Genomic DNA, 24,531 nt, shown 5'->3' on the forward strand with positions numbered 1-24,531 from the left:
CCTAGAACCCCTTCAGCGCCAGTCCGATAGAGATAGCCGCGAATAGCAGTGCCATCACCATGATGAATGGCCAGGGCATGAAACCGACCTTGTCGATATTCTTGCGGTTGTTCCGGCGGCGTTCGGCTATCGCGGCGATTGCTGCGATCAGGACCGCCATTCCGCCGACAATGGCCCAACCGCTCAGATCAGGAAACTGGCTCAAAACCGGTTAGCTATCCAGCATGTTGATGATGCCGGAAAAGTCCTTACCGCCCTGCTCCTGGCTTTCAGCATATTGGGTGTAAAGCGCAGCGGCCTTTTCACCCATTGGAATCTTGGCCCCCGCGCTTTCCGCCGCTTCCATGGCAAGGCGCAAATCCTTTAGCATCAATGCAGCTGCAAAACCGCCTTCATAGCCATTATCCGCAGGGCTTTGCGGGCCGACACCGGGAACCGGGCAATAGCTGGTCATCGACCAGTTCTGCCCCGAAGCCTTGGATGATATGTCATAGAATGTCTGCAAATCCAGACCGAGCTTTTCAGCCATCTTGAATGTCTCGCAGGTTGCAACCATGGATGCGCCCAGCAGCATGTTGTTACAGATTTTCGCAGCCTGCCCGGCCCCGTTGTCACCGGCATGGATCACCGTCTTGCCCATGTCGGACAAGATCGGTTCAGCGCGTTTGAAAGCCTCTTCACTGCCGCCCACCATGAAGGTCAACGTGCCGGCATTGGCCGCAGCAATGCCGCCGGAAACAGGAGCATCTACCGGGAGGATATTCTTGGCCTTTGCCATTTCCGCCACATCGCGCGCGCTATCCACGTCGATGGTCGAGCAATCCAGAACCAGCGTTCCGGGAGAAGCGTTGATAATCACGTCATTGGCATAGACCGAGCGCACATGCTTACCAGCGGGCAACATCGTGACCACCGCCTCCATATTACGGATCGCATCGGCAGCATCGCTAACCGGTGTGCAGCCTGCTTCCCCTGCCCTTGCCAGCGCTTCACCCGACAGGTCAAAAGCATAAACCTCGTGCCCGGCTTTCGCCAGATTGGCAGCCATGCCGCCGCCCATATTGCCAAGACCGATAAATCCGATTTTCATTTCTTAAACCTCACTTAGACAAACTCATTAAAGCTATTATGATTAAGACAAAGCCGAAAATTATCAGCCCAAACGGCACACAAGGCTCAATTAATTCTCGAAAAGACAGAATTCTACCCTTCCTGTCGATTCCTCCACTTGTTAGCCAAAAAGGGCGATCAGGGTCCGGCTTGATAGATCTATTAACTATCCAGCCCAAGACAAAGATAACAATACCTGCGGCCAAGAGGAACCAGTCAATGATCACCTTAGTTTAACGCCCCTTCCACTGTCCTTCACGCTTTTCAATAAACGCGGCCATGCCTTCGGCCTTATCCTCACTCGCGGTCAGGATCTGGAACAGCCGACGCTCATGCAGCAGGCCTTGATCCAGCATGGTTTCAAAGGCGGCGTTGACCATTTCCTTGTTCACACGCAACGCCATTGGAGGCATTGATGCAATGGTTGTGGCGGTTTTAAGCGCTTCATCGAGCAGCTCATCATGCGGCACAACGCGCGCGACCAATCCGGAACGCTCCGCTTCATCGGCATTCATCATCCGGCCAGTCAGGCACATTTCCATCGACTTGGCTTTACCGACAGCGCGGGTGAGACGCTGTGATCCGCCCATACCGGGGGCAACGCCCAGCTTGATTTCAGGCTGGCCGAATTTTGCATTTTCGCTCGCAATGATGAAATCCGCCATCATCGCCAGTTCACAGCCACCGCCCAGCGCGAAACCGTTTACCGCGGCAATCCATGGCTTGCGTGTTGTCTTGACAATATCGCTCGTCCACTTGGCGAAGAAATCTTCCAGATAAAATTCGGCAGCCGATTTTTCGGACATTTCCTTAATATCAGCGCCAGCGGCAAAAGCCTTGTCGCCCGATCCAGTGAGCACGGCGCAAATCTGTTTTTCATCGGCTTCAAAATCGGCAAATGCACCAATCAGGTCTTCGAGCACCTGGCTGTTCAGGGCATTAAGCGCCTGTGGCCGGTTCAATGTGATCAGCGTGACTGCACCGCGCTGTTCGACCAATATTGTTTCATAATCTGCCATGTCATTCTCCTGATTTCGTCATGCTGCCGTCGGCGCACATTTGTTGATATTTCGTGCTCTTTGAGACCCTGAAACCCAGTTCGGGATGACGAGCCTAAAGTGCCAAAGGTTCCCATTCCTCATCCGCTGGAAGCGGCGCAAAAATAGAATCGATCAGCTCGTCGCTCACTTCTTCGGGTGTGGCGGGGTCCCATTTGGGTTCATTGTCCTTATCAACGATCAAAGCACGAACGCCCTCGATAAAGTCATGGCGCGTCAACACCCGTGAGCCGATACGATATTCGTTCCGCATTTCGTCGGCAAATGTTTCCATTGCCGCACCTTCTTTTAACTGGCGCAGCGCAACCTTGCAGGTTTGCGGGCTTTTTGTGCTAAGTGTCGCCAGCTCTTTCGCCGACCAATCGCTGTCATCTGCGTCCAGTGCGGCAAGAATGTCCTCATAGACATCCGAGGCAAAAAACTTGTCGATCTTGTCCAGATTTTGCAAAATCCGTGCTTCCGGAACTATGTCAGACAATTGGCCCAATATCCCGTCAATACGGTCCGGGTTTTCGCTGATCCGCTGTTTCGCTTCGGCTAGGTTGTCGGCTGGCAAATAATGCGTTGCCAATCCCACTTCCTTACATTCCGCACCGTCCAGCCGCGCACCTGTGAGCGCAAGAAACTGTCCCAGGCGCCCTTCGAGCCGTGACAGGAACCAGCCGCCGCCCACATCGGGGAACAGGCCAATGCCCGTTTCCGGCATGGCAAAACGTGTGTTTTCGGTTGCCACACGATATTTGGCAGGCTGAGAAATACCAACACCGCCGCCCATGGTGATCCCGTCCATGAAAGCGACGACCGGCTTTGGATATTCGAACAACAGGTGGTTGAGCTGATATTCCTTATAGAAAAACTCGCGCCCTTCCTTGCCGTCCTTTTTCCCGGAAGCCTGCAACATCGCAATATCGCCGCCCGCGCAGAATCCGCGGCCTTCGCTATGGTCGATAATCACCGCTTCCACACTGTCATCATCGCGCCAGGCGATCAGCGCATCGAGCATCCCTTCGCACATGGCGAGGTTAAGCGAGTGGAGGACTTTGGGGCGGTTCAGGCTGATATGCCCGACGCGGCCCGTTTTCTTGATGATAAGATCTTCGGTCATATTATCTTTCTACACTGGGGGGACAGGCTATTGCCTGAGCATTTCACGAGATACAATCATCCGCATGATCTGGTTCGTGCCTTCAAGAATGGAATGCACACGCAAATCACGCCAGAAACGCTCAATCGGATAATCCTGTAAATAGCCATAGCCGCCAAAAAGCTGAAGCGCGTCATTGACGATTTTTGAACCATTGTCGGTCGCCAAACGCTTCGCCATTGCTGCGAATTTGGTTTTGTCTGCAGCGCCATTGGTCACCTTGACCGCCGCCAGATAAAGCAAAGCACGTGCGGCTTCGAGGTCGGTAGCCATATCGGCCAGCATGAACTGTGTATTCTGGAAATCGCTGATGCTCTTGCCAAATTGTTTACGCTCTTTGGTATAAGTCACCGCTTCATCAAGGCAGCGCTGCGCTCCGCCCAGCGAACAGGCACCAATATTCAAACGCCCGCCGTCAAGGCCCGCCATAGCGATGCGAAAGCCCTCACCTTCGCTGCCGACACGGTTTTCAACCGGTACGCGGACATTGTCGAAATTGACCTGCGCTGTGGGCTGCGAATGCCAGCCGAGCTTTTTCTCGTTTGCGCCAAAGCTGACGCCTTCCATATCTTTTTCAATGACAAGGCAGGTCACACCCTTTGCGCCATCGTCACTGGTCCGTGTCATCGTGACATAGATATCATTCTCTCCGCCGCCAGAGATAAAGGCTTTGGAACCGCTGACGACATAATGGTCGCCGTCCTTCACTGCCTTGGTCTTCAACGACGCCGCATCGGAACCGGCACCCGGTTCGGTCAGGCAATAGCTGGCGATTTTTTCCATACCGATCAGGTCAGGCAGATATTTGTCCTTCACCGTCTGCGAACCGAATGTATCGATCATCCACGACGCCATATTGTGGATCGATATAAAAGCGGAGGTCGATGGGCAGCCATAAGCCATGGCTTCCATGATGATTGCGCTTTCCAGTCGGCCCAGACCAATGCCGCCGGATTCCTCTGACACATAAATCCCGCCGAAGCCCAAATCTGCGCTTTGCTTAATCACATCGCGCGGGAAAATAGATTCTTCATCCCACTTGGCCGCGTGCGGGGTAATCGCATCAGCGGTAAACTTCCGGGCCATATCCTGAATAGCGAGCTGGTCTTCGGTCAGCGAAAATTGATCGGTCATATTAATCCCATTAAAAAGGGCGGCGGAGAAGGTTTCCACCGCCCGTTATGTTATGCGGCTATATTACGCCAATTTTTGTATCACGTCACCGAATAACTCTTCGTCGCTAGGCAGCTCTTTGGTCTTGGCCAGCGGTTTCGATACCCAGGTTTCATTGATAAGGTCACGCCATGTAATATTGTTGTTCGTGCCATTACCGCCCCAGCTACCACAGCCCAGCGAGAATGTCTGGCGCATACCATTCCACAGGTTTCCGCTGTTCGAAGCGGATTGCGGCTGGTTCACCATCACGCGCGATGTGCGTGTCGCGTTGGCGAGCTTCATGATATTCTCGTCCGACTGCGAATAGATACCGCAGCTATGGCCCTGCCCCTGATAGGACTGGATATTGTTCGTCAGCTCAATCGCTTCATCAATATCGGCGGCACGGTAAAGCGCCATGGCAACCGTCATCTTCTCGCCAGAGAAGGGGTGATCGGGGCCGTATCCGGTTTCTTTGATGATGAAGAATTGCGTGCCTTCGGGGATTTCAAATCCGGCCATGCCAGCAATGAATTCCGGTGTCTGCGCCACGACTTTTGCGTTGATATGGCCATCGACCCACAGCACGTCCTGAAACTTCTGCTTTTCCTCGTCGTTCAGGATATAGCCGCCCTTTTCAACAAGCTTGGCCAGCATTTCGTCGTAAATCGCATCAACCAAGATGACGCTGTTGTCCGACGAACAGCTCGCCGCGAGATCGAGAGTCTTGGACATACGGATTTTTTCCGCTGCGTCGTCCAGGTCGGCTGTTTCGTCGACAGTGATAACCGCATTGCCGACGCCTACGCCCAAAGCGGGGGTCCCGCTGGAATAAGCCGCCGTCACCATTGCGCCGCCGCCGGTGGCAAGCACGCGGTCGCATTGCCGCATCAGTTCATTGGTCTTTTCGACGGAAGGCACATCGATGCTGATAACCAGATCCGCTGGCGCGCCCATTTTTACGATGGCTTCGCGCATCAGGTCGCAAATCAGCTTGTTGGTCAGCTTTGCGCGGGGGTGCGGAGCCACGATGATCGAGTTGCGCCCTTTTACCGCAGAGATCGCCTTGATAACCGGCGTTGCTTCGGGATTGGTGGACGGGGACAAAGCGCCAATCACGCCAACCGGCTTGGCAATTTTTACAATGTTGCGTTCCGGGTCTTCCTCAAGAATGCCGACCGATTTGTCGTTGATAATGTCAAACAGGGTCGCGCGGGTTTTACGGAAAATCTTCAGATATTTGCCGTCATAATTGCCAAGCTGGGTCTCATCGACCGTATGCTGGGCTATTTTTTTGGCAACCGGTTCTTCGGCCACGGCCCAGACCATCGCGCGGATCAGTTCATCGACCTGTTCCTGCGTATAATTTTCAATCTGCTTTTGTGCAGCACGCGATCGGGCCACCAATTCGGCGATTTCTTCCACAATCGGGTCCTGGGGATTTGTGGTCTTGTCTAGCATTTCACGCTCCTAATCTATGTTGTTGCCGGATGCTCAACATAAAAGGACTCGTTGAACCAGCAATTTTCCTGCACCATATAGTCAACCGCCAATAGGCTTGCAACTTTCCCGCCATGAATAGCGTCCCTTTATGCGCCCCCTTGGAAAGCCGCTAATCGCAAGGACAAAGTCATTGTACTACAATGTATAATTGCATTGCCAATCGAGTTGCGCCTATCGTCGATCGAATGGAACATCCCCTAATCATTGCCGGCACCTTATGACCACTGATGCTTTAGATAAAAACCAGCCCGAACAACCGGCACTGGGGCAGAATCATCCCATAGCCGGCATATTGACGCGGCTTGCCGGTATGGTTTCGCTCGCGTGCATGTTCGCCTTTGTGAAGCTGGCGGGGCAAGAGGGCGTGCATGTTACCGAAAGCCTGTTTTACCGGCAACTGATTGCCATGCCGCTTATATGCTTCCTGATCTGGCGCAGTCCAGCCGGGTGGCCAGCGATAAAATCCAACCGTCACGCGCTGCATATCCTGCGGTCTATTCTGGGCATTACGGCCATGGGGTTCAATTTCTGGGCAATGACCTTGTTGCCGCTGGCCGATGCGACGACGATCAGCTTTACCGTGCCGATTTTCGCGACCCTGTTCGCGGCGCTGATCCTGCGCGAACAAGTCGGTATCCGGCGCTGGGTAGCCATATTGATCGGCTTTATCGGCGTGCTGGTGGTTATTCAGCCCGGCGGCAACCTGATCCCCGCTTACGGTGCGACGGTGGCGCTGATCGGGGCGCTGGTGACAGCTTCGGTCACGCTCGTCATCCGCATGCTTGGCCGGACGGAGGGCAGCCTTGTCACCATCTTCTGGTTTTCGGTCTATACTTTGCCGGCCCTTGCGGTTTGCGTCTATATTTACGGCGGCGGCCATGATGCAAGGACGTGGGGCTATTTGCTTGGCGTCGGCATATTCGGGTCGATGGCACAGCTCGCCATCACCCATTCCCTGCGCCTCGCCCCCGTTGCTACCGTCATGCCGATGGATTACAGCTCGCTGATATGGGCCACGATCATCGGCATCCTTGTATTTGGACAATGGCCGGGCCTCTCCATCCTGATCGGAGCGCCGATCATCATCGGGTCCGGCCTCTTCATCGCATGGCGTGAGCATGTGCGCGCAACCCGGCAAGCCCGCAGCGAGATCGCAGAGCGCGAAGGGGCAACCCGCGGGTTTTGAAGGGGGCGATTCCGGTCAGGTAGCACCTAACTTCACTAACTTCACACCAAGGAAGCGCTGGAGCGCGTGCAGAGAGGTATTATAATACCTGTTGGACTTGGTGGAGCCCATGGAGCCACCGGAAGGTGTGTTTCCAGCGGTGCGGTTCGGGAGAGGTACTTGCAGATTATCAAAGAGCCGCAATGGTCATAGATGATTTGGACGTGTGTAGGACAGAGCTTTGTCACCGCCGCCGCCACTATGACGGGGTTCTGTTCCTGGCTATCCATTCCGCCCAATCGACATCCTCTTCGCTGATAATATCCAGATCCTCGATATTGAAACTATCGAGAAACAGAACAAGATTCTGGCACGTCCAACGGGCACTGGGCGCGATAAGCCCGTCAAAGCCCAGAAAGGCCGCCGCATCTGCTATTTCCTGCGTCCGGTGATACAGCATCTCGCCATATCTAGAAGGCTCGACCCCCAGTGCGATGAGCGCGTCCATGTCCACGAGGTGCAGGGTCTGGCCCGTTTTCACACTCAACTGATAGAGTATATGCTGGATTCTGGTCGGAAATATCCGCTGCCCCAGACTGAGATGGAAATGGATTTCCGCCAGGGCGCCATCCGCTTCCTGAGCGGCATATAAAACTTCCAGATCGCTTGGATTCCAGCGACCGGACCCGCGTGATCCGTCAAACACCGACCTTTGGCTGCGAACGACGCGCCAGATATTGCCCGCAAAGCTTATGCCCTTGATCTCTTCCAGAGCATCGAGCAATCTGAAATCATGCCCCCCGTGTCCGGCGGTCATCCTACAAATAGACTCCGCTGTCGAGACGCTCCAATATTTCCAGCACTTCGCTGGTCCGCCCCTGGTTAATCAGCTCGTAAGGGCGCTGATCCTGCAATTGCGGGTGCGGAGATTGTAACCAGAGCCGGGCATCATCGGGTTCATAAAAATCCGAAAGCCGTTCCGCGACCCAGCGTAGTTCAGCGATCACGGTCTGCTTGTCTATGGTAGGGCTGCCCTCGCCCTTTCCCCAGCGCGTGACGGTGGGCGGAGAGACACCGATAATATTGGCAATATCCCGCCCCTTCAATCCGCCATAAAGCTTCAATCCGGCAATCAGGCGAGACACCGCTGTTTCTTTAACTGCTGCACCCATCATAAGCCAAATTCCTTGTCAAGGCGGGTTTTGAACCCGGCCAAGTTTCCGGTCATTATTACGATTTAATTTCACAAAAGTCAATTTGTGAAATCTTTATGGAATGTCAAGCCCCACCACCGTCATTCCCGCGCAGGCGGGAATCTAGCTAATTATTAAAGAGCCGTATAGGACGAAGATGATATGGATGAGCAGGTCAGAGGATCTAACTTAAAGCAATCAAGCTGGTAAAATAAGAAAACCATTTTGAGGAACACTATGTCTTTCTGATGGCCATTCAGGAATCCTGAGTTTTCCTTCTTTCCTCAAGTGGTTAATTTCTCTAGCAAGCTGAGATTTTGTTATTTGAAATGACTCTAAAATAATTGGCCATAAGTCGTGGTAAATAATTCCCTCTGAGTTAGACTTTAGCAATTCTAATACGGCTTCAGATGCACGTGCAGGTTCGTTTCTCAACAGTGTTGAAACTGGGTCGCTTGAAATATCTTCATCGAAAAAATTGAAATCAGATTGTTGTGTTCGCTCTTCTCGAGCAGCTCGCTTTACTTGTGTTTGTGAGATAGCTTCCGTTTGCAACGACTGATATTGACACCGACGAAAAACTTCCAGGCCAACTGCGTTTCTGGTTGCGTAAACAAGATGATAGAGAACTCGCTCGTGCCCTGGCTTCCTTACTCTTAGTGACGGGACAAAACTGTAAGAACCGGCCGACCGTACAGCCTCACAGTACGCAAATATTATTTTCGCCTCCCTCTCTGCCGGTTTTGCTCCTTGAGCCTCACTAAGAGCCCTTCTCCACCTTTCGGTCGGCACAAGATTTCGTAAGCGATCACTTATTCTTTCGTCTGGGTGATCAATAAATCGATTTAAAAAATCGTACATCAAATTCACAACAATTTCGGAATTTGGCTGGTGAAAAACTGATCCTAATTTTTCAAAATCTATATCCCAACCCTTGGGATCAATGAAGAAAAAAGAAAAAGCATCCTTCGGAATACTCTCTATAATTTTGGGTAGTACGTTATAAAACTCATCCTGATAGGTATTAATGTTGATATCAGGATATTGAGCAGCGATAGTTTTCAATCGCTCATAAGATTCCTCAGATTTTTCAACTAAATGCGCAGAGAAACTGACCTTACCATCGGCTTGGGACTTTGCTCCCTGCAATTGTCTCAGAGCTATGCCAAACGATGTATCGTCATAATTTTCGCTAACGCTTTTCCAAGGCCCTGCGAAACCATCAATATATACGATGTTTCGCCCAACCTGAGCCATCTTATTAAATAGTGCACCCAGGTAGCTGTCTAGGAAAGTGTGCTTAACTAAAGCTTGCTCCCTCCCAGGGTACCACTGAGGATCAACTACCATCAGGCCGCAGCCGACTTGCCTACATCAGGAAAACCATTCCATTCTCTGCCATCTAACTCACGTCCGCCCGATTTAGGTCGAAATCCTCCCCATTGCTTGAAGAAGAACTCAACGTTTTGTTCTTCGCAAATATCTCTTATTTCACGTGCCCAATCAATGTGCATAGGACGAGCACCTGGGCCACTTTCACCACCAGCAATCACCCAATGTATGCCGTCCAAATTTATATCACCAACGGGTCCGATGAGAGGCTCCACTGAAAGAAAGCGGACCGCAGCTTTTGATTGCCTCAAATGTTCAATTCTCGCAGCACCCTTTTTATCTTCCACTGATACGCCCAACCAAATATGCGATGGCGGTGGGTTTTCGAGGTAACGATTATTCAAATAATTTCGCATTCGTGAACTACGCTTTGTCAATAATTGGAAGATATGCCAATCAGCGGCTTCCATAGTGTCAAAGACCTTATCCACGAATCTTAACGGTACGTCTTTATGAAACAAATCACTCATAGAATTGACGAAAATCATTCTTGATTTACGCCAGCCTAACGGCTGCTCAATCCGCCCTGGCCTCAGCGTTAAGTCAAACCCCTGCTCGAAAGGATGGTTAGGTACTCCGCGAAATCGCTCAGCGAACCGATAAGCATAGCAATTATCGCAACCTGAAGTGATCTTGGTACATCCCGTAACTGGGTTCCATGTAGCATCAGTCCACTCTATACTGCTTTTATCTGCCATCACTAATTCCTAACAGAGATCGAGGCGGTAATAAACCTTCCGTTTAGGCTAGTCCACTTTGCACCTTGTTCTTTATTTGTTCTCATCAAATTTGTCAAGAAATGAAGCTAATTCACCCCCCGGTCTTTCCCTTCCCAATAAGGATCACGTAATTCCCTCCGCAAAATCTTGCCGCTGGCGTTGCGGGGGAGTTCGGGGATTACGTCAACGGATTTGGGCACTTTGAAGCCGGCGATGCGCTCGCGGGCCCAGTCGATTATGCTTTGCGTATCGACGTCCCCGGCGTCCGGTTTCGGGGAGACGACGGCTTTTACCGCTTCGCCCCATTTTTCGTCCGGGACACCGATGACCGCGACTTCGTTGACTTGGGGGTGGCCGAATATCGCGTTTTCGACTTCTGCCGGGTAGACATTTTCGGCGCCGGTGATGATCATGTCCTTCACGCGGTCCTTGATATAGAAATAGCCGTCTTCATCCATGACCGCCGCGTCGCCGGTATAGAGCCAGCCGTCGGCGTCCACAGTCTCTGCCGTTTTTTCCGGATTATTAAAATAATGCAACATGTTGAGGCCGGATCGTGTGGCAATTTCCCCGATGGTGCCGGGCGGGACTTCGCGGCGATTTTCATCGACAATCTTCATCTCGACACCGGGCAAGGGCACGCCGATGCCGCGCATCCGCTCATTCCCCGCCGGATCATGGTCTTCGGGCGGCAGGATGCACACGGTTCCCGTGGTTTCGGTCATGCCATATTGCTGGCAAAACAGGGCTTGCGGCATGGTCTGAAGACATTGGCGCAACAGCTCCAGCGGGATTGGCGCAGCGCCATAGGTGACAGAGCGCACGCTGGAAAAATCCGTTTCCCTGGCGCGCGGATGACCGACCAGCATTTGCAGCGCGGTGGGCACAAGGAAAAACTGGATAAGCCCCTTGTCTATGCAATCCAGAACGCTGTCGGGATGAAATTCGGGGACAACCATCATCGTCGAGCCATTATAAAAGGCAATCGGGCCAATGCCGGACCCCGCAATATGGGCGCACGGCATCACCGCCAGCGTGCTGTCATCGGGGCCAATGTCGATCCACGCATGATCGGGATTATTTTCCACCAGCGGGCGCATTTTGAACAGATTGTCATTGCTTAGCACCGCGCCCTTGGGATTGCCGGTGGTGCCGGATGTATAAAGTTGCAGCACGCCTTCAGAAGGGTCGGTCGCGGGCAGGTCACCGCGCGGCGTCTTGTCCAGCCAATCATCAAAGGATTGCAGGTCGCCCGTGGGCTGCGTGACAAGAATCTGTGTCTGTGTTCCGGCCTCTGCCACTGCCCGCTTGGCGGTGTCGGCAAATCCGGGTTCACAGAATAGCAGCGGTGCCTTTGTATCTTTCAGCACATAGGAAACTTCGGGAGCGGCCAGGCGCCAGTTGACCGGAACCATCACCGTGCCAGCGCGGCTGCACGCGGAAAACAGGGTGAAATAAAGGCCGCTATTCTTGCCCAGCCAGCAAATCCGGTCGCCTTTTTTCAGGCCCGCACCCGTCATCGCGCGAGCATAATCGGTGACGGTGCGGTCCAGTTCGGCATAGGTGACCAGACCGGTTGCGGGATCGGCCGGGTCATCAATCGCAATATTGTCCGGCCGATGCTCTGCCCAATAGGCAATGGATGAACCCATGCACCTGCGTTTTTCCTGATCTCCTGTTGCCATGCCCGCTCCTTATATGAATGTCCGGTTTAGTTATCAGCCGTGTTAATCATTCGGTTAATTTAAGGCAAGCGGATTGGTAAGCGATCAATTGCGCCGGTACACCAGCGACAGGTTGTTTGCAGGCATTTCGATCAGGCGCACACGGGTGAAGCCGTTTTTCTCGGCCAGCGCGTCCATGTCTTCAACCTCGCGGATGCCCCAGCGCAGATCGCGGCTTTTCAGGCTGCGGTCAAAGTCGAGATTGCTTTGCGCCGTGGGTGCATCGCCGCGGAAATAGGGGCCGTAAAGCATGAAGGGCATGCCCGGGTCCAGCAAGCGCGCGGCTTTTTCAAACAGGCCGATCGTGGCCTCCCACGGCGCGATATGGACCATGTTGATGCAGACAATCGCAACCGGCTTTCTGATGCCCCAACCCGCCGCGTCGCCATCGACCCCATAATTATCATCTAGCGCATCCAGTTGCAGCGGCGACAGGACATTTGTCACCCCCGCCCGGTTTTTCCATGCCTCGATAGACCGGCAACATTCGGGATCAGGGTCGCTGGGCTGCCATGTCAGGCCGGGGAATTTCTGCCCGAAATAGACCGCATGCTCCCCCGTGCCGCTGGCGATTTCCAGCACCATTCCGCTATCGGGCAGAATTTCCTGCAACACGGCGGCAATCGCATCGCGGTTACGCAGGGTAGCGGGCGCGTGCCTGCCCTCCGCCGGACCGGTTTCACCTGTTGAACGATCTGCCTTGGGGTTGTCCGGTCCGCTCATATGCCTGTCACTCCGCTGCTTCTGCCTGGGGCGCTGGTTCTTTCCATACCAGTATCGGCTTGCGCGCGGCCTGAGTCTCGTCCAGCCGTCTGCGCGGGGCGAAATGGGGTGCGGATTTCAGCGCCTCATCACCGGCCTTTGCCCGCTCCGCCACCGAACGCAGCGCACCGATAAACTGGTCTATCGCCGCCTTGCTTTCCGTTTCGGTAGGCTCGATCAGCATGGCGCCGTGAACGACCAGCGGGAAATACATGGTCATCGGGTGATAGCCTTCGTCGATCATCCCCTTGGCAAGATCCAGCGTGGTGACGCCGTCCGAAAAGCCTTTGTCCGAAAACAGCGCTTCGTGCATGCATGGGCCGGACGCGGCAAAGGGCGCGTCGAGCACGTCTTCAAGACTGCGAAGGATATAATTGGCGTTGAGCACCGCATCCTCCGCCACCTGTTTCAGGCCATCGGCCCCGTGGCTGAGAATATAGGTGAGCGCGCGGGTGAACATGCCCATCTGCCCGTGAAAGGCGGTCATGCGGCCAAAGCTTCCGGCATGATGTTCTTCCGCCGTTTCCTCTTCCACCAAGTAGAAGTGCGATCCGTCTTTTTCGACAAACGGCAATGGCGCATAGGGCGCCAACGCTTCGGAGAACACCACCGGACCCGAACCCGGCCCGCCGCCGCCATGGGGCGTGGAAAAGGTCTTGTGAAGGTTGATATGCATCGCATCAATGCCAAGGTCGCCGGGGCGGACGCGGCCGACAATCGCGTTGAAGTTCGCGCCGTCACAGTACACCAGACCGCCCGCTTCGTGCACCGCATCGGAAATGGCCTTCATATCCGGTTCAAACAATCCGCAGGTATTGGGGTTGGTAATCATCACGCCCGCAACATCGGGACCAAGCCGGGCCTTTAGCGCAGCGAGATCAACCCGCCCCGCTGCGTTGGCCGGAATATTCTCCACCTTATAGCCTGCAAAAGCCGCAGTTGCCGGGTTTGTGCCATGGGCGCTTTCCGGCACCAATATGACTTCGCGTGCATCGCCCCGTGCCTCCAGCGCGGAACGGATCGCCAAAATGCCGCATAGCTCTCCGTGGGCACCGGCCTTCGGGCTCATCGCCACGGCTGGCATGCCGGTCAGCGCTTTCAACCATTCGGCAAGCTGGTAAATCACCTCCAGCGCGCCCTGGACACTGTCCACGGGCTGCAGCGGGTGAATATCTGCAAATCCCTTCAGCCGCGCTATTTTTTCATTGAGCCGCGGATTATGCTTCATCGTGCAACTGCCCAGCGGGAACAGGCCGACATCAATCGCGTAATTCTGGCGGCTGAGGCGGGTATAATGGCGCACGGCTTCTGCTTCGGAGAGGCCGGGAATGTCCATGGCTTCGGTGCGATCAAGCCCGCCCAGACGGCTTTGCGCCTCCGGTGCTTCGGGAAAGTCAACGCCGCTGCGGTCGGATGAACCGATTTCAAAAATCAGCGGCTCATCCACCATCAGCGCCCGGTTGCCCGTGTGGGTCTGGATGGTCTGCTGCCCGGACATATCGATATTGCTGTCCATCTTGGTCGGACGGCCTTCGCTCTTCATGCTCATGCCAATTCCCCTTCCAGCGCCGTCGCCAGCGCTTCGATATCCTCGTGACTGGTCGTTTCCGTCACCGCAACAATCAGGCCGTGGGACAGGCTGCCTTCCTCTGGATAGAGCCGGCCCAGCGACACGCCGGCCAAGATATTCTTGTCCGCAAGATTACGGACGATCTGGCGAGCATCCCTGTCAAGAACCAGAGTGAACTCATTGAAAAAGCTGTCATTCAGTAACGTCACGCCGTTGATATTTGCCAGACGATCCGCTGCGATAACCGCCTTTTTGTGGTTGAGCATGGCAAGCTCCCGCAAGCCCTTTTCGCCCAGCAAAGTCATGTGTGCAGAAAAAGCCAGCGCACATAATCCGCTGTTGGTGCAGATGTTCGAGGTCGCTTTCTCGCGCCGGATATGCTGTTCGCGCGTGGAGAGGGTCAGCACGAAACCGCGCTTGCCCTCTGCATCGACCGTTTCCCCGCACAGCCTTCCCGGCATCTGGCGGACATATTTTTCCTTGCAGCCGAACAGGCCGACATAAGGCCCGCCAAATTGCAGCCCGACACCCAGCGATTGCCCCTCGCCCACAACAATATCCGCGCCCATCTGACCCGGTGATTTAATCGCGCCAAGAGCCACAGGTTCGGTAACAACAGCGACCAGCAACGCTTTGTGTTTATGCGCTTTTTCGGCCAAAATCCTCATATCGGCTATGCGGCCTAATATGTCGGGATACTGGACGACAACGCAGCTTGTGTCATCGTCAATCCGGTCCAGCAGATCCGCCCCGTCCGTATCAGCCACCAGCGTAGGTGCGCTATAGTCGATATCGTCCTTGGTAAAGCGGGCCATGGTTTTGGCCACCGACACATAATGCGGGTGCAGACCGGACGAGAGGACCGCCTTGCCGCGCTTGGTAATCCGCCGCGCCATGACAATCGCTTCCCAGCACGCGGTCGAACCGTCATACATCGACGCATTGGCAACATCGACACCGAACATCCGTGCAACCTGTGTCTGGAACTCGAACAGGGTTTGCAATGTCCCTTGCGCGATTTCCGGCTGATAAGGCGTATAGGCAGTCAGGAACTCGCCGCGCTGTATGATGTGATCGACGCTGGCGGGGACATGGTGGCGATAAGCCCCGGCCCCCAGAAAGAAAGGCATGTCACCGGCCGCCAGATTGTTTTTGGCCAGCTTTTTCATATGCGCTTCTACCGCCATTTCCCCGGCGTGCATCGGCAGGTCGCGGATCGGACCGTCAAGCTGCACTTCCTCCGGCACATCAACGAACAGATCGTCGATGCTATTCGCGCCAATCGCGGCCAGCATGTCCTGCCGGTCAACGGGAGTTAGCGGTAGATAACGCATTTTATATTCCTTTATTTCCAAAGCCCCAATCATTCCGGCGGCTTGTATAACCGGCTCTGTCCGGTGCTTCTAAAGCCCGTCAACAAACGCCTTATAGGCTTTCTCGTCCATCAGATCGTCCAGCTCCGACTTGTCGGATATGGTCTGGCGGTAAAACCAGCCATCTTCCTCGGCCGAGCTGTTGACCAGTGACGGTTCATCTTCCAGCGCTTCGTTGATTTCGACGACCGTGCCGGAAACCACGGCATAAACATCGGACGCGGCTTTCACGGATTCGACCACAGCGGCATCATCGCCCTGTTCCAGCTCCGCACCGATTTCGGGGGTATCAACAAATACAATGTCGCCCAGTTGTTCCTGGGCATAATCGGTGATGCCGACGGTTGCAGTCTCCCCCTCGACCTCAACCCACTCATGCTCGTCTGTATAAAATCTGCTCATAATATGATCATACTCCCTTGTTCAAAACTATGCTTTCGGTTTGCGGTGGTAGCGGTGCGGCACAAAGGGCGTATCGGCGACAGTGCAGTCGATGGCCTTGCCGCGTTGCTCTACTGTGATCTGTGTTCCGGGTGCGGACAGCGCTGCGGGGACATAGGCCATGGCGATCGGCTTTTGCAGACTGGGTGCAAAACCGCCGCTGGTGACTGTGCCAATATTCTGGCCATCTGCATCCACTATGCTGGCGCCTTCGCGCACCGGCTGGCGGCCATTGACGAACAGCCCCACGCGTATTTTCTCTGCTTTATCAGGATATTGAGCCAGAACCTTGTCAGCACCTGCGAAATTAGCTTCTTCGCGCCGTGCCTTGGCGAGAGCAAAGTTCAGCCCCGCCTCGACCGGCAAAGTCTCTGCATCCATGTCATGCCCATAGAGCGGCAGCCCGGCTTCCAGTCGCAAGCTGTCGCGTGCGCCAAGGCCAATCGGCTTGACTTCTTCCTGCGCGCACAAAGCCGCCGCCAATGCTTCGACATGCTGCGCCGGTATGCTGATCTCGAACCCGTCTTCGCCGGTATAGCCCGAACGGCTGATACCCAGCTCTATGCCATTCCAGTCGAATGACCCGGCTTCCATGAAGTATAGGTCCGTCGGCGCGGGGGCATCAATGCCCAGACGTGCCAAAGCCTGCGCGGCCTTTGGCCCCTGCAAGGCCAGAAGCGCCTGATCTTCCATATGGTTTAGCGTGACAGTGTCAGGCAAATGCGCATTTAAATAAGCAATATCATCATATTTGGTTGCGCCGTTGACGATCAGGTAGAGGTGATCGCCGCTATTGGTCACCATCAGGTCGTCCAATATGCCGCCATCCTGGGCCAGTAATAAAGTATAGCGGATTTTATTGAGGCCCAGCCCGCTGATATTGCCCGGCACAAGCATTTCAAGCGCCTTGGCCGCGCCTTCACCGGATAGCTGCAACTGGCCCATATGGCTGACATCGAACAGCCCGGCATTCTCGCGGGTCCACAAATGCTCCGCCATGACGCCTTCATATTGCACCGGCATTTCATAGCCCGCAAACGGCACCATCCGCGCACCAAGGTCGCGGTGCCAGCTATCAAGCGGCAGTTTTTTCAGATTTCCGGTTGTTTCATCACTCATCAAAAATTCCGTTTCTCAATTAAGGTACAGTCCACAGAAAACCTGTAAAACTGCCCCCTCTGTCACGGAACCTGAGAGTTTCATCCCCTTGGCGGGCGGGTGAATATACCCGCTTTGCGCCGCATCGGTGGACTTACCCCTTCGGTGGTCCTCCGCAGCATAATGGGCAAACCGGCCCAATCAGCAAAGGAGGACTCTTTCCAGAGTGCTTAAAAATCTGTGCGGTCCATCAGCCTGAGAGTTTCCGGGGCGGTTGCTCCTTCGGCGGTTTGACATAAGTCGGGATTGCAAACACTCTCCCGCACAGCTCCATGATCTATACCTGCAAGGCGGCAATCAAAAGCAGATGGAAGCGTTACCGAGTGCTCTACCGGAGTCAATGATTCGATGATCGGGGCTGTAAGTTTTGGGGTATGGCTAGACGCACCTTACATCGGGTGGTCGATTAATGCCTAACGCTTAGCCAGTTCCCATATCGCATCATTTTCGTGAACAGTCGTGCCCGGCGTGTCTTCCGTCAGCAAAGCCGCGATGGCCCCCGCTACTGCTGCGGCGTCGATAGAGCGAAAGCGGCGCAGCGAACCGTGTAGCAGCCTGTCCGTTACCGGGCTTGCAGCAATGGCCAGACTTTCACCAAGGCGCGCCTCGCCCGCTCGCTTCCCGCGAAGCAATCCGGGCCGGATTATATCGAGACGCTCGAACCCCTCGGCCCGCAAGAGCTGTTCCGCCTGCCCCTTGGTTTTCAGATAAAATCCCGAAGCATTCGCATTGGCCATGGTCGAGGACACGGTGATGAACTGGCGCGCGCCCGCCGCCTTGGCCGCTTTGCCGACAGCCGCGACCAGATCGCGGTCGATTGCGGCAAACGCCTCTTTCGATCCGGCCTTGTTCATCGTCGATCCAAGGCAGGAGACTGCTCGCCCCGGTTTGACGGTAGCGATAATTTCCGGCCACTGCGCGGTGGGCGCGGCGTGAAGCGTTGCCGCCCCAAAGCTGTCTTTCAGCGGCTTCCGCACCAGCAGATGTAATTCTTTATCCCGCCCGTCAGCGATCAATTTGCGAACCAGAAGGCCTCCGACCAGTCCGGTCGCGCCGACGACAAGAATCCTGTCCGTCACCGCGTGACAACGCCTGATCCAGCCGCTTTTCGGCCAAAGATTTCGGCGTGGCAGTTGCTGGCATAGCGGTCCGTCATCCCCGCCATGAAATCGGCAATATGGCGCATGCGTTCCGGTTCCCCGCCGGGCAGTGTCGCGGCCCAGCTTTCAGGCATTAATTCCGGCTTGTCCCGATAAGCGGCAACCAGATCAGCGACTATGATCTGCGCATTCTGGGCGGCGGCCATCTGTTCGGGGTGGTTATACAGATTGTCATACATGAATTTTTTAAGCGTGCGTTCGTTTGCCGCCATATCATCGGAAAATCCGCCGATCATCCGCCCGGCACCGCGCACATCGTCCACTGTAACTATGCCCGCTTCGCTAATCCGTTGCCGCGTTGTTTCAATTACATTATTGACCATCAGGCCGATCTGGTCGCGGACAAGTTCCGGGATCAGGCGATCCCGATCGACTTCCGGATAACGGGTGCATATGGCGGTCCATCGCTCGGCGATAAACGGCAATATCAAAAGCTGGTCTATACTCAGCAGCCCTGCCCTGATCCCGTCGTCAATGTCGTGATTATCATAGGCAATGTCATCCGCCACTGCCGCGATCTGCGCCTCCAGCGAGGGCCAGCTTTCCAGATCCAGCGGCATGTCGGCATCGGCCTCTGCCAAGGCCCAGGTCGGCTTCAGCACCGGCCCGTTATGCTTGGCCAGTCCCTCCAGCATTTCCCACGTCAGGTTAAGGCCGTCCCAGCGCGGATAGGGCCGCTCCAGCCGGGTCAGCGTGCGGATGGTATGGGCATTATGGTCAAACCCGCCATAGTCGGCGAGCGCATCTTGCAGCGCATATTCTCCGGCATGGCCAAAGGGCGGGTGGCCAATATCATGGGCCAGGCACAAAGCCTCGGTCAGGTCTTCGTTTAAGCCAAGCGCGCGGGCGATGGTCCGGCCAATCTGGGCAACCTCCAGACTGTGGGTAAGGCGCACCCGGTAATGGTCTCCATCGGGGGCGACAAAAACCTGAGTCTTGTGGCGAAGGCGGCGAAAAGCGATCGAGTGGATGATCCGGTCGCGGTCGCGCTGGAAATCGTCACGCGGTCCGCGGATCGCCCCTATATTATCTGAAGCGCCAACACCTGCGTCACTTTTATCTGCACGGCCTTCATCATAGCGGCGTCCGCGGCTTTGTTGCGGATCGCTGGCATAGCTGGCAAAGCGGGTCATCAGTCCAGCTTGTTCACTACCGTGCCATCATTGCTAACCCAGGCGAAGCCGTCGCCGCCAGCCTTGCGAAATCCGGCCTCGAATTTTTTAGCAGCCTGCATATCGGCAAAGGGTCCAACCACCATCCGTCTTGTCTGACCCCATGGCGAGGTCCAGCCCTCAAGGCCAGTGAACAGATCGGGATTTTTCTTTATTATCCGGTTAAAGTCGAATTTGAGCGCCTTGATATCAGAGCCGGTTGCAATCTGGACCCAATAGCGTTTGGGATATTTGGGCGGCTCCGGCTTGGCTTTCTCTTTTACCGCCGGCTTTTCCGCCACTGGCTGGACTTTGGGTTTTGGGCGAGCGGGCGTTATGGATGCCAGATCGACCGGCACAACTCCGTTATTATCAGTGGTTTCGGGAATCGAAATCGATTCAATAATTTCCGACAAGGAGCGGCGCTCCAGCGGTTCGCGTGCTGGCTCAGCGGGCGCACGAACATCGCCAATATCGACTTTTCTTGTCACGCTTTGTGATACCAGAGACGGCTTTGCGGCTCCTGATGCTTGCCCTGCCATGCCGGTCCGGGCCTTCTCATCCGCGCTATCGCCGCCGCCAAGCGCAGTTTCAAAGCCCGCAGAAGGCTGGGCCGTTCCAGTAGCGGCTCTATTGCTGGCTCCAGCATCCACCGGTGTTACCAATGGCCGGGCATTTTCCGGAGCGGGCAAGGAAGCGGTTGCCACTCCCATTTTGCCATTGGGCACGCGCGCGGAAACGGCGGCTGCTTTCTTTTCTTTCCTGGTGGATTTGGTACCCGGACGGCGGCGCGGCTTAGTGTCTGGCATTGCCAGCACCTTGGTTTTTTCGCTTTCCTCTCCCAACGGCTCACCCATCGGGATCAAACCGGCGTCCGCGCCTTCACTGCCGCGCCGCGCGCTTTGGGAGGCATAGCGGACAGTTGCGACATCGACGCCGATATTGGCGCTGGCCGGAAAGTGCCCGAAATGGACGGCAGCCGCCTTTTGCGCGGGGGTCAATTTCGGCATATTATCAAAAAACGGCTTTATGGCCTTGGCCATTTCCTTTTGCATGGTCTGGGATGCGATTTTATTCGCCTCTTTTTCCTTGCCATTCATCGCCAGAATGAACGCACGGGTTCGCCAGGCATCCCGGTCGCTTTTAAGCAACAAGGGTTCCAGCTTGGCTTCTGCACCTTCAACATCGCCGGAAATTCCCAGCGAGATTGCATAGCGCTTTAACAGCGTGTCGCTTCGCTCATGGCCAAATGCCAGCGCATAATCCTTTTGGGCATCGGCATTGCGCCCGATCAGATCAAACGCCATCCCGCGATCAACCGCAATATCCTTGACTGCAGTGCCATGCTTTATCGCTTCGTCAAAATAACGCAGCGCGCCAAAGGGGTTACGCTCCAGCAACAAGGCGCGTGCCAGGCCGGCCTTCACCCGGCCACTGTTCGGATAAATTTCATCCGCCTTGGCCAGAAAGCCGATAGCCGCCCGCGTATCGCCAAGTTCCAGCGCCGCCAGACCGGCATCCGCCAGTGCAGAGGAATTATTGGGATTCGAAGCGATCCGGCGCAACGCATCCTGCAACGCGTTGCGCGCCTCCTGATTGGCATATTGTGCCTGTGCAGGAACCGCTGGCAAGCTTATCCCCATCAGCGGGATAGTTGCCAAAATTAGATATTTAGAGAGTATTTTCACGCGCGTACTAAAGGGGGATATCCATATGAAATCAAGCGCCGATCAGCCTTTGCAAGATCAGCCGCCCTTGCCAATAGACAAGGCTCGGCTGACCTTAGAAGCTTTTACATTAACGGCCAGTTTATAGGGCTGGCCGTTATGCTTTACTGGTTGTTCTGACGGTTGAGAAACCTTGGAATGTCGAGCGGATCGCGTGATCCCTGATCGGCATCTTTGCTTTCATCTTCGTTTTTTGAACCGCGTGTAAGGTTGGACATCCGTTCAAACAACGTGCCGCCACCGCTGGCTACGCGCGGAGCAGGTTCTGATCTTGTTGGCCGCTGCTCTTTTTCCGGCTGCATGGAGTCGCTGCCAAGGACCAGTTCATCTTCTTCCGGTTCGTCATTGCGCATCATGCCGGGGGCCAGAGATGCGAAAGATGGAGCGTTTGCCGTTTCATCTTCCAGATCGTCATCGTCCGAATAAGTCGCTGCCGGAGTCGGGGCTGGTGCCGGTGCAGGCTTCGCCCATGACGGGGCTGCCGGTTCTGCTTCAGCTTCCGGCTCTGCAACAATTTGCGCCTCGGACGTTTCAAGATTGTCCGCAATATCCAGAACAGATTGTTCCTCTTGCTTTTCGGCTTCCGGTTCGGCCGCAGGTTCCGGCTTGATATCGGGTGCGAAAGATGCGGGAGCCGGTGTCGGCTTGCTCATTGAAAAGGACGGGGTAACTTCCGGCGCAGGAATAGAACCTTCGCTGTCAATGCCGGTCGCAACGACCGACACACGGATACGGCCATCAAGACTATCGTTAAACGCACTGCCCCAGATGATATTGGCATCGGGATCGACCAGTTCACGAATGTGGTTCGCCGCTTCATCGACTTCCATCAGGCGCATGTCTTCACCGCCGGTAATAGAAACGATCACGCCTTTTGCACCCTGCATCGACACACCGTCGAGCAATGGGTTGGCAATGGCTTTTTCTGCCGCTTCAAGCGCCCGGCCATCGCCTTCGGCTTCACCGGTGCCCATCATCGCCTTGCCCATTTCGTGCATCACGGAACGCACATCGGCAAAGTCGAGGTTGATAAGGCCCGGCATCACCATCAGGTCGGTAATCCCGCGCACACCATGTTGCAGAACTTCGTCGGCAAGCAGGAACGCTTCCTTGAACGTGGTGTTCGGGTTGGCGATAAGGAACAGATTCTGGTTCGGGATAATAATCAGCGTATCGACGTTTTTCTGCAATTCCTCGATACCGGCATTGGCCGCTTTCATCCGCCTTGTGCCTTCAAAGCTGAACGGTTTTGTCACCACGCCAACGGTCAAAATACCCTTGTCACGCGCTGCCTTGGCAATGATCGGAGCCGCACCCGTGCCGGTGCCGCCGCCCATACCGGCAGCGATAAAGCACATGTGCGCACCATCAAGAGCCGCTTCGACCTGCTCCAGTGTTTCCTCGGCCGCAGCACGCCCGACTTCGGGACGTGAACCGGCGCCAAGGCCCTGGGTGATTTCGGGGCCAAGCTGGATTCGCTGTTCCGCTGGCGAGCTGTTGAGGGACTGTGCATCGGTATTGGCGACGATAAAATCGACACCTTCCACCTGTGACGCGATCATATTGGCAATCGCGTTACCGCCAGCTCCCCCTACGCCGATAACGGCGATACGTGGTTTCAATTCTTCCACTTCAGGTGGGCCGATATTGATGCTCATTTTGACTGTCTCCCAGACATAATCTGAATGTGTAACATTTCGTTACCGCTTTGCACAAATTCGCAACGGGAATCACCCGAAAAGTTAATTTATTTCGTAAATTTTTAAAAATTCCCACGAATAGCTAACATAAGTCGCCGTAATACAGCAGAACTACCATATTTCTGGACGTTTTGATGGTTTGTTGGAAGTATTCTGAGATCGACCGGTCCCTGCACAGCATAAAGCGCAAGGCCCGCCAGTCCGGCAAAAGCAGGTCCGCTATGGGCATCCGGCAAGGCGGTCAGACCTATGGGTCGCCCAACCCGCACATTCTGCCCCAGCGCCGATTGTGCATAGTCTGCAATTCCCTTTAACTCCGCGCCGCCGCCGGTCAGCACAACCTGCCTGCCCACCGGCCCGGTAAAGCCCAGTCCCTTCAGTGTCTGGCCAATCTCTCCGACCATATGGTCCAGCCGCTGACGGATCACGCTGATAAGCTGCGCCCTCGTTATGCGGCCCTGCTCGGTGGCTTCCGGACTTACATTTTCCAGTTGAAGGTCGATAACATCATGATTGTCACGCGGGCTGGTGGTGGCCGACCCGTAGAAACATTTGATCCGCTCTGCCTGCGCACGGCGCAGACCAAAGGATGAGGCAATATCATCGGTAATATCCGCCGCGCCATAAGGCAGCGTCGCCAGCCCGACCAGCATCCCGCCAGCGAACAGCGAAATATTCGTGACTTCCGCACCCAGTTCGACCATCGCCACGCCCAGTTCACGCTCTTCGCGGGACAGGCAAGCCGTTCCTGCGGCGATCGGGGAGGCTACGATGGATTTGACGTTCAGATGCGCGCCCCGCACGCTCATTTCTATGTTCCGCACCGGCGAAGCATCGGCAAGGATGACATGAATATCCACGCCCAGCCGGTCGGCGTGCAGACCCCTGGGGTTCTTGACCCCGGCCAGCCCGTCAATCGTATAGAGCGCAGGCTGTGCATGCAGGACCATCTTGCCCTGCGGATCAATGCTGTTGCGCCCGGTTTGCAGCAAATGGTCAATATCGTCCTGCTCGATCCGGTGGCCGCCAAGTTCCGTCTCGACCGATGTCAACATGCTGGTCAGGCCGCCTGCCGAAAAGCTGACCCACACATCGTCGATATTCGTGCCCGCAATCCGCTCTGCCTGTTCCACGGCGTCGCGCACGTCCAGTTCGGTTCGCTTGGTATCGGCGATATAGCCGCGCTTCACGCCCTTGCTGGCGCGTTGTCCTGTTCCCAGCACAGCGATATCACCATTGTCCATCCGACCAGCGATCATCGCTGTGATCTTGGATGACCCGATATCCAGAGCAGTAAAAATCTTCTCTACCCGTGCTACCATTTCC

Annotated in this window: 22 protein-coding genes and 1 riboswitch; of the genes, 1 reads left to right on the forward strand and 21 read right to left on the reverse strand. The window is 55.2% G+C overall.

Translation table 11 applies throughout. The features are described 5' to 3' along the window. Position 1: 1 nt before the first annotated feature. The 6 genes from VIN76_RS11800 to VIN76_RS11825 all read right to left on the reverse strand — a co-directional run bounded on the left by VIN76_RS11800 (position 2) and on the right by VIN76_RS11825 (position 5,928). A complete protein-coding gene (locus VIN76_RS11800) occupies positions 2-205 on the reverse strand; it encodes a hypothetical protein (RefSeq protein WP_332042051.1) in 204 nt (67 codons plus the stop codon). Between the two features lie 6 nt (positions 206-211). Next, positions 212-1,090, reverse strand: a complete 879-nt coding sequence (gene mmsB / locus VIN76_RS11805) for a 3-hydroxyisobutyrate dehydrogenase (protein WP_332042052.1) — start codon at positions 1,088-1,090, stop codon at positions 212-214. Between the two features lie 253 nt (positions 1,091-1,343). Then, positions 1,344-2,129 carry an enoyl-CoA hydratase-related protein gene (locus tag VIN76_RS11810; RefSeq protein WP_332042053.1) on the reverse strand — a complete coding sequence of 262 codons (786 nt, stop codon included), beginning with the start codon at positions 2,127-2,129 and terminating at the stop codon, positions 1,344-1,346. A gap of 94 nt (positions 2,130-2,223) precedes the next feature. Beyond that, a complete protein-coding gene (locus tag VIN76_RS11815; protein ID WP_332042054.1) occupies positions 2,224-3,273 on the reverse strand; it encodes an enoyl-CoA hydratase/isomerase family protein in 1,050 nt (349 codons plus the stop codon). Between the two features lie 27 nt (positions 3,274-3,300). Then, complete coding sequence (locus VIN76_RS11820; protein WP_332042055.1) at positions 3,301-4,446, reverse strand: acyl-CoA dehydrogenase family protein; 1,146 nt, start codon at positions 4,444-4,446, stop codon at positions 3,301-3,303. Positions 4,447-4,509: 63 nt separating this feature from the next. Then, complete coding sequence (locus tag VIN76_RS11825; RefSeq protein ID WP_332042056.1) at positions 4,510-5,928, reverse strand: aldehyde dehydrogenase family protein; 1,419 nt, start codon at positions 5,926-5,928, stop codon at positions 4,510-4,512. Between the two features lie 259 nt (positions 5,929-6,187). Between VIN76_RS11825 and VIN76_RS11830 the strand changes: the two genes are divergently transcribed. After that, positions 6,188-7,156: a DMT family transporter gene (locus VIN76_RS11830; RefSeq protein WP_332042057.1), complete on the forward strand. Its 969-nt coding sequence runs from the start codon at positions 6,188-6,190 to the stop codon at positions 7,154-7,156. Positions 7,157-7,394: 238 nt separating this feature from the next. Here VIN76_RS11830 and VIN76_RS11835 read toward each other — a convergent pair whose 3' ends face one another. The 15 genes from VIN76_RS11835 to ftsA all read right to left on the reverse strand — a co-directional run bounded on the left by VIN76_RS11835 (position 7,395) and on the right by ftsA (position 24,527). Then, positions 7,395-7,952: an RES family NAD+ phosphorylase gene (locus VIN76_RS11835; protein WP_332042058.1), complete on the reverse strand. Its 558-nt coding sequence runs from the start codon at positions 7,950-7,952 to the stop codon at positions 7,395-7,397. A gap of 1 nt (position 7,953) precedes the next feature. Further along, positions 7,954-8,310 carry an antitoxin Xre/MbcA/ParS toxin-binding domain-containing protein gene (locus tag VIN76_RS11840; RefSeq protein WP_332042059.1) on the reverse strand — a complete coding sequence of 119 codons (357 nt, stop codon included), beginning with the start codon at positions 8,308-8,310 and terminating at the stop codon, positions 7,954-7,956. Between the two features lie 216 nt (positions 8,311-8,526). After that, positions 8,527-9,678: a three-Cys-motif partner protein TcmP gene (tcmP, locus tag VIN76_RS11845; protein ID WP_332042060.1), complete on the reverse strand. Its 1,152-nt coding sequence runs from the start codon at positions 9,676-9,678 to the stop codon at positions 8,527-8,529. Continuing rightward, positions 9,678-10,418, reverse strand: a complete 741-nt coding sequence (locus VIN76_RS11850; protein ID WP_332042061.1) for a phage Gp37/Gp68 family protein — start codon at positions 10,416-10,418, stop codon at positions 9,678-9,680. The genes tcmP and VIN76_RS11850 overlap by 1 nt, the downstream gene beginning before the upstream one ends. 107 nt (positions 10,419-10,525) lie before the next feature. Next, on the reverse strand, positions 10,526-12,124 hold the full coding sequence (locus VIN76_RS11855) for a long-chain-fatty-acid--CoA ligase (RefSeq protein WP_332042062.1): 1,599 nt from the start codon (positions 12,122-12,124) through the stop codon (positions 10,526-10,528). 84 nt (positions 12,125-12,208) lie between these two features. Then, a complete protein-coding gene (locus VIN76_RS11860; protein WP_332042063.1) occupies positions 12,209-12,886 on the reverse strand; it encodes a DUF938 domain-containing protein in 678 nt (225 codons plus the stop codon). A 7-nt stretch (positions 12,887-12,893) separates the two neighbouring features. Next, entirely contained in the window at positions 12,894-14,474 is a 1,581-nt protein-coding gene (gcvPB, locus tag VIN76_RS11865; protein ID WP_414696352.1) for an aminomethyl-transferring glycine dehydrogenase subunit GcvPB, read from the reverse strand. Then, the gene (gene gcvPA, locus VIN76_RS11870) at positions 14,471-15,829 is read right to left on the reverse strand and encodes an aminomethyl-transferring glycine dehydrogenase subunit GcvPA (RefSeq protein ID WP_332042064.1); all 1,359 of its coding nucleotides are present in this window, start codon (positions 15,827-15,829) and stop codon (positions 14,471-14,473) included. Before gcvPA ends, gcvPB begins: the two co-directional genes overlap by 4 nt. A 69-nt stretch (positions 15,830-15,898) precedes the next feature. Continuing rightward, positions 15,899-16,270, reverse strand: coding sequence for a glycine cleavage system protein GcvH (gcvH, locus tag VIN76_RS11875; RefSeq protein WP_332042065.1), 372 nt, complete (start codon positions 16,268-16,270; stop codon positions 15,899-15,901). A 27-nt stretch (positions 16,271-16,297) separates the two neighbouring features. After that, positions 16,298-17,428 (reverse strand): glycine cleavage system aminomethyltransferase GcvT, encoded by a 1,131-nt coding sequence (gene gcvT, locus VIN76_RS11880; RefSeq protein ID WP_332042066.1) that lies wholly within the window; start codon positions 17,426-17,428, stop codon positions 16,298-16,300. 212 nt (positions 17,429-17,640) lie between these two features. Beyond that, positions 17,641-17,740, reverse strand: a riboswitch (glycine riboswitch). A gap of 140 nt (positions 17,741-17,880) precedes the next feature. Continuing rightward, a complete protein-coding gene (locus VIN76_RS11885) occupies positions 17,881-18,546 on the reverse strand; it encodes an NAD(P)H-binding protein (protein WP_332042067.1) in 666 nt (221 codons plus the stop codon). Beyond that, a complete protein-coding gene (locus tag VIN76_RS11890; protein WP_332042068.1) occupies positions 18,543-19,760 on the reverse strand; it encodes a deoxyguanosinetriphosphate triphosphohydrolase in 1,218 nt (405 codons plus the stop codon). The genes VIN76_RS11885 and VIN76_RS11890 overlap by 4 nt, the downstream gene beginning before the upstream one ends. Further along, positions 19,760-21,409, reverse strand: coding sequence for an SPOR domain-containing protein (locus VIN76_RS11895; protein ID WP_332042069.1), 1,650 nt, complete (start codon positions 21,407-21,409; stop codon positions 19,760-19,762). The genes VIN76_RS11890 and VIN76_RS11895 overlap by 1 nt, the downstream gene beginning before the upstream one ends. Before the next feature lie 200 nt (positions 21,410-21,609). Then, positions 21,610-23,163 (reverse strand): cell division protein FtsZ, encoded by a 1,554-nt coding sequence (gene ftsZ, locus VIN76_RS11900; protein WP_332042070.1) that lies wholly within the window; start codon positions 23,161-23,163, stop codon positions 21,610-21,612. 104 nt (positions 23,164-23,267) lie between these two features. Beyond that, entirely contained in the window at positions 23,268-24,527 is a 1,260-nt protein-coding gene (gene ftsA / locus VIN76_RS11905) for a cell division protein FtsA (protein WP_332042071.1), read from the reverse strand. Positions 24,528-24,531 lie beyond the last annotated feature (4 nt).

Origin of the sequence: Parasphingorhabdus sp., from assembly GCF_036568145.1 — a bacterium.
Classification (GTDB): Bacteria; Pseudomonadota; Alphaproteobacteria; order Sphingomonadales; family Sphingomonadaceae; genus Parasphingorhabdus.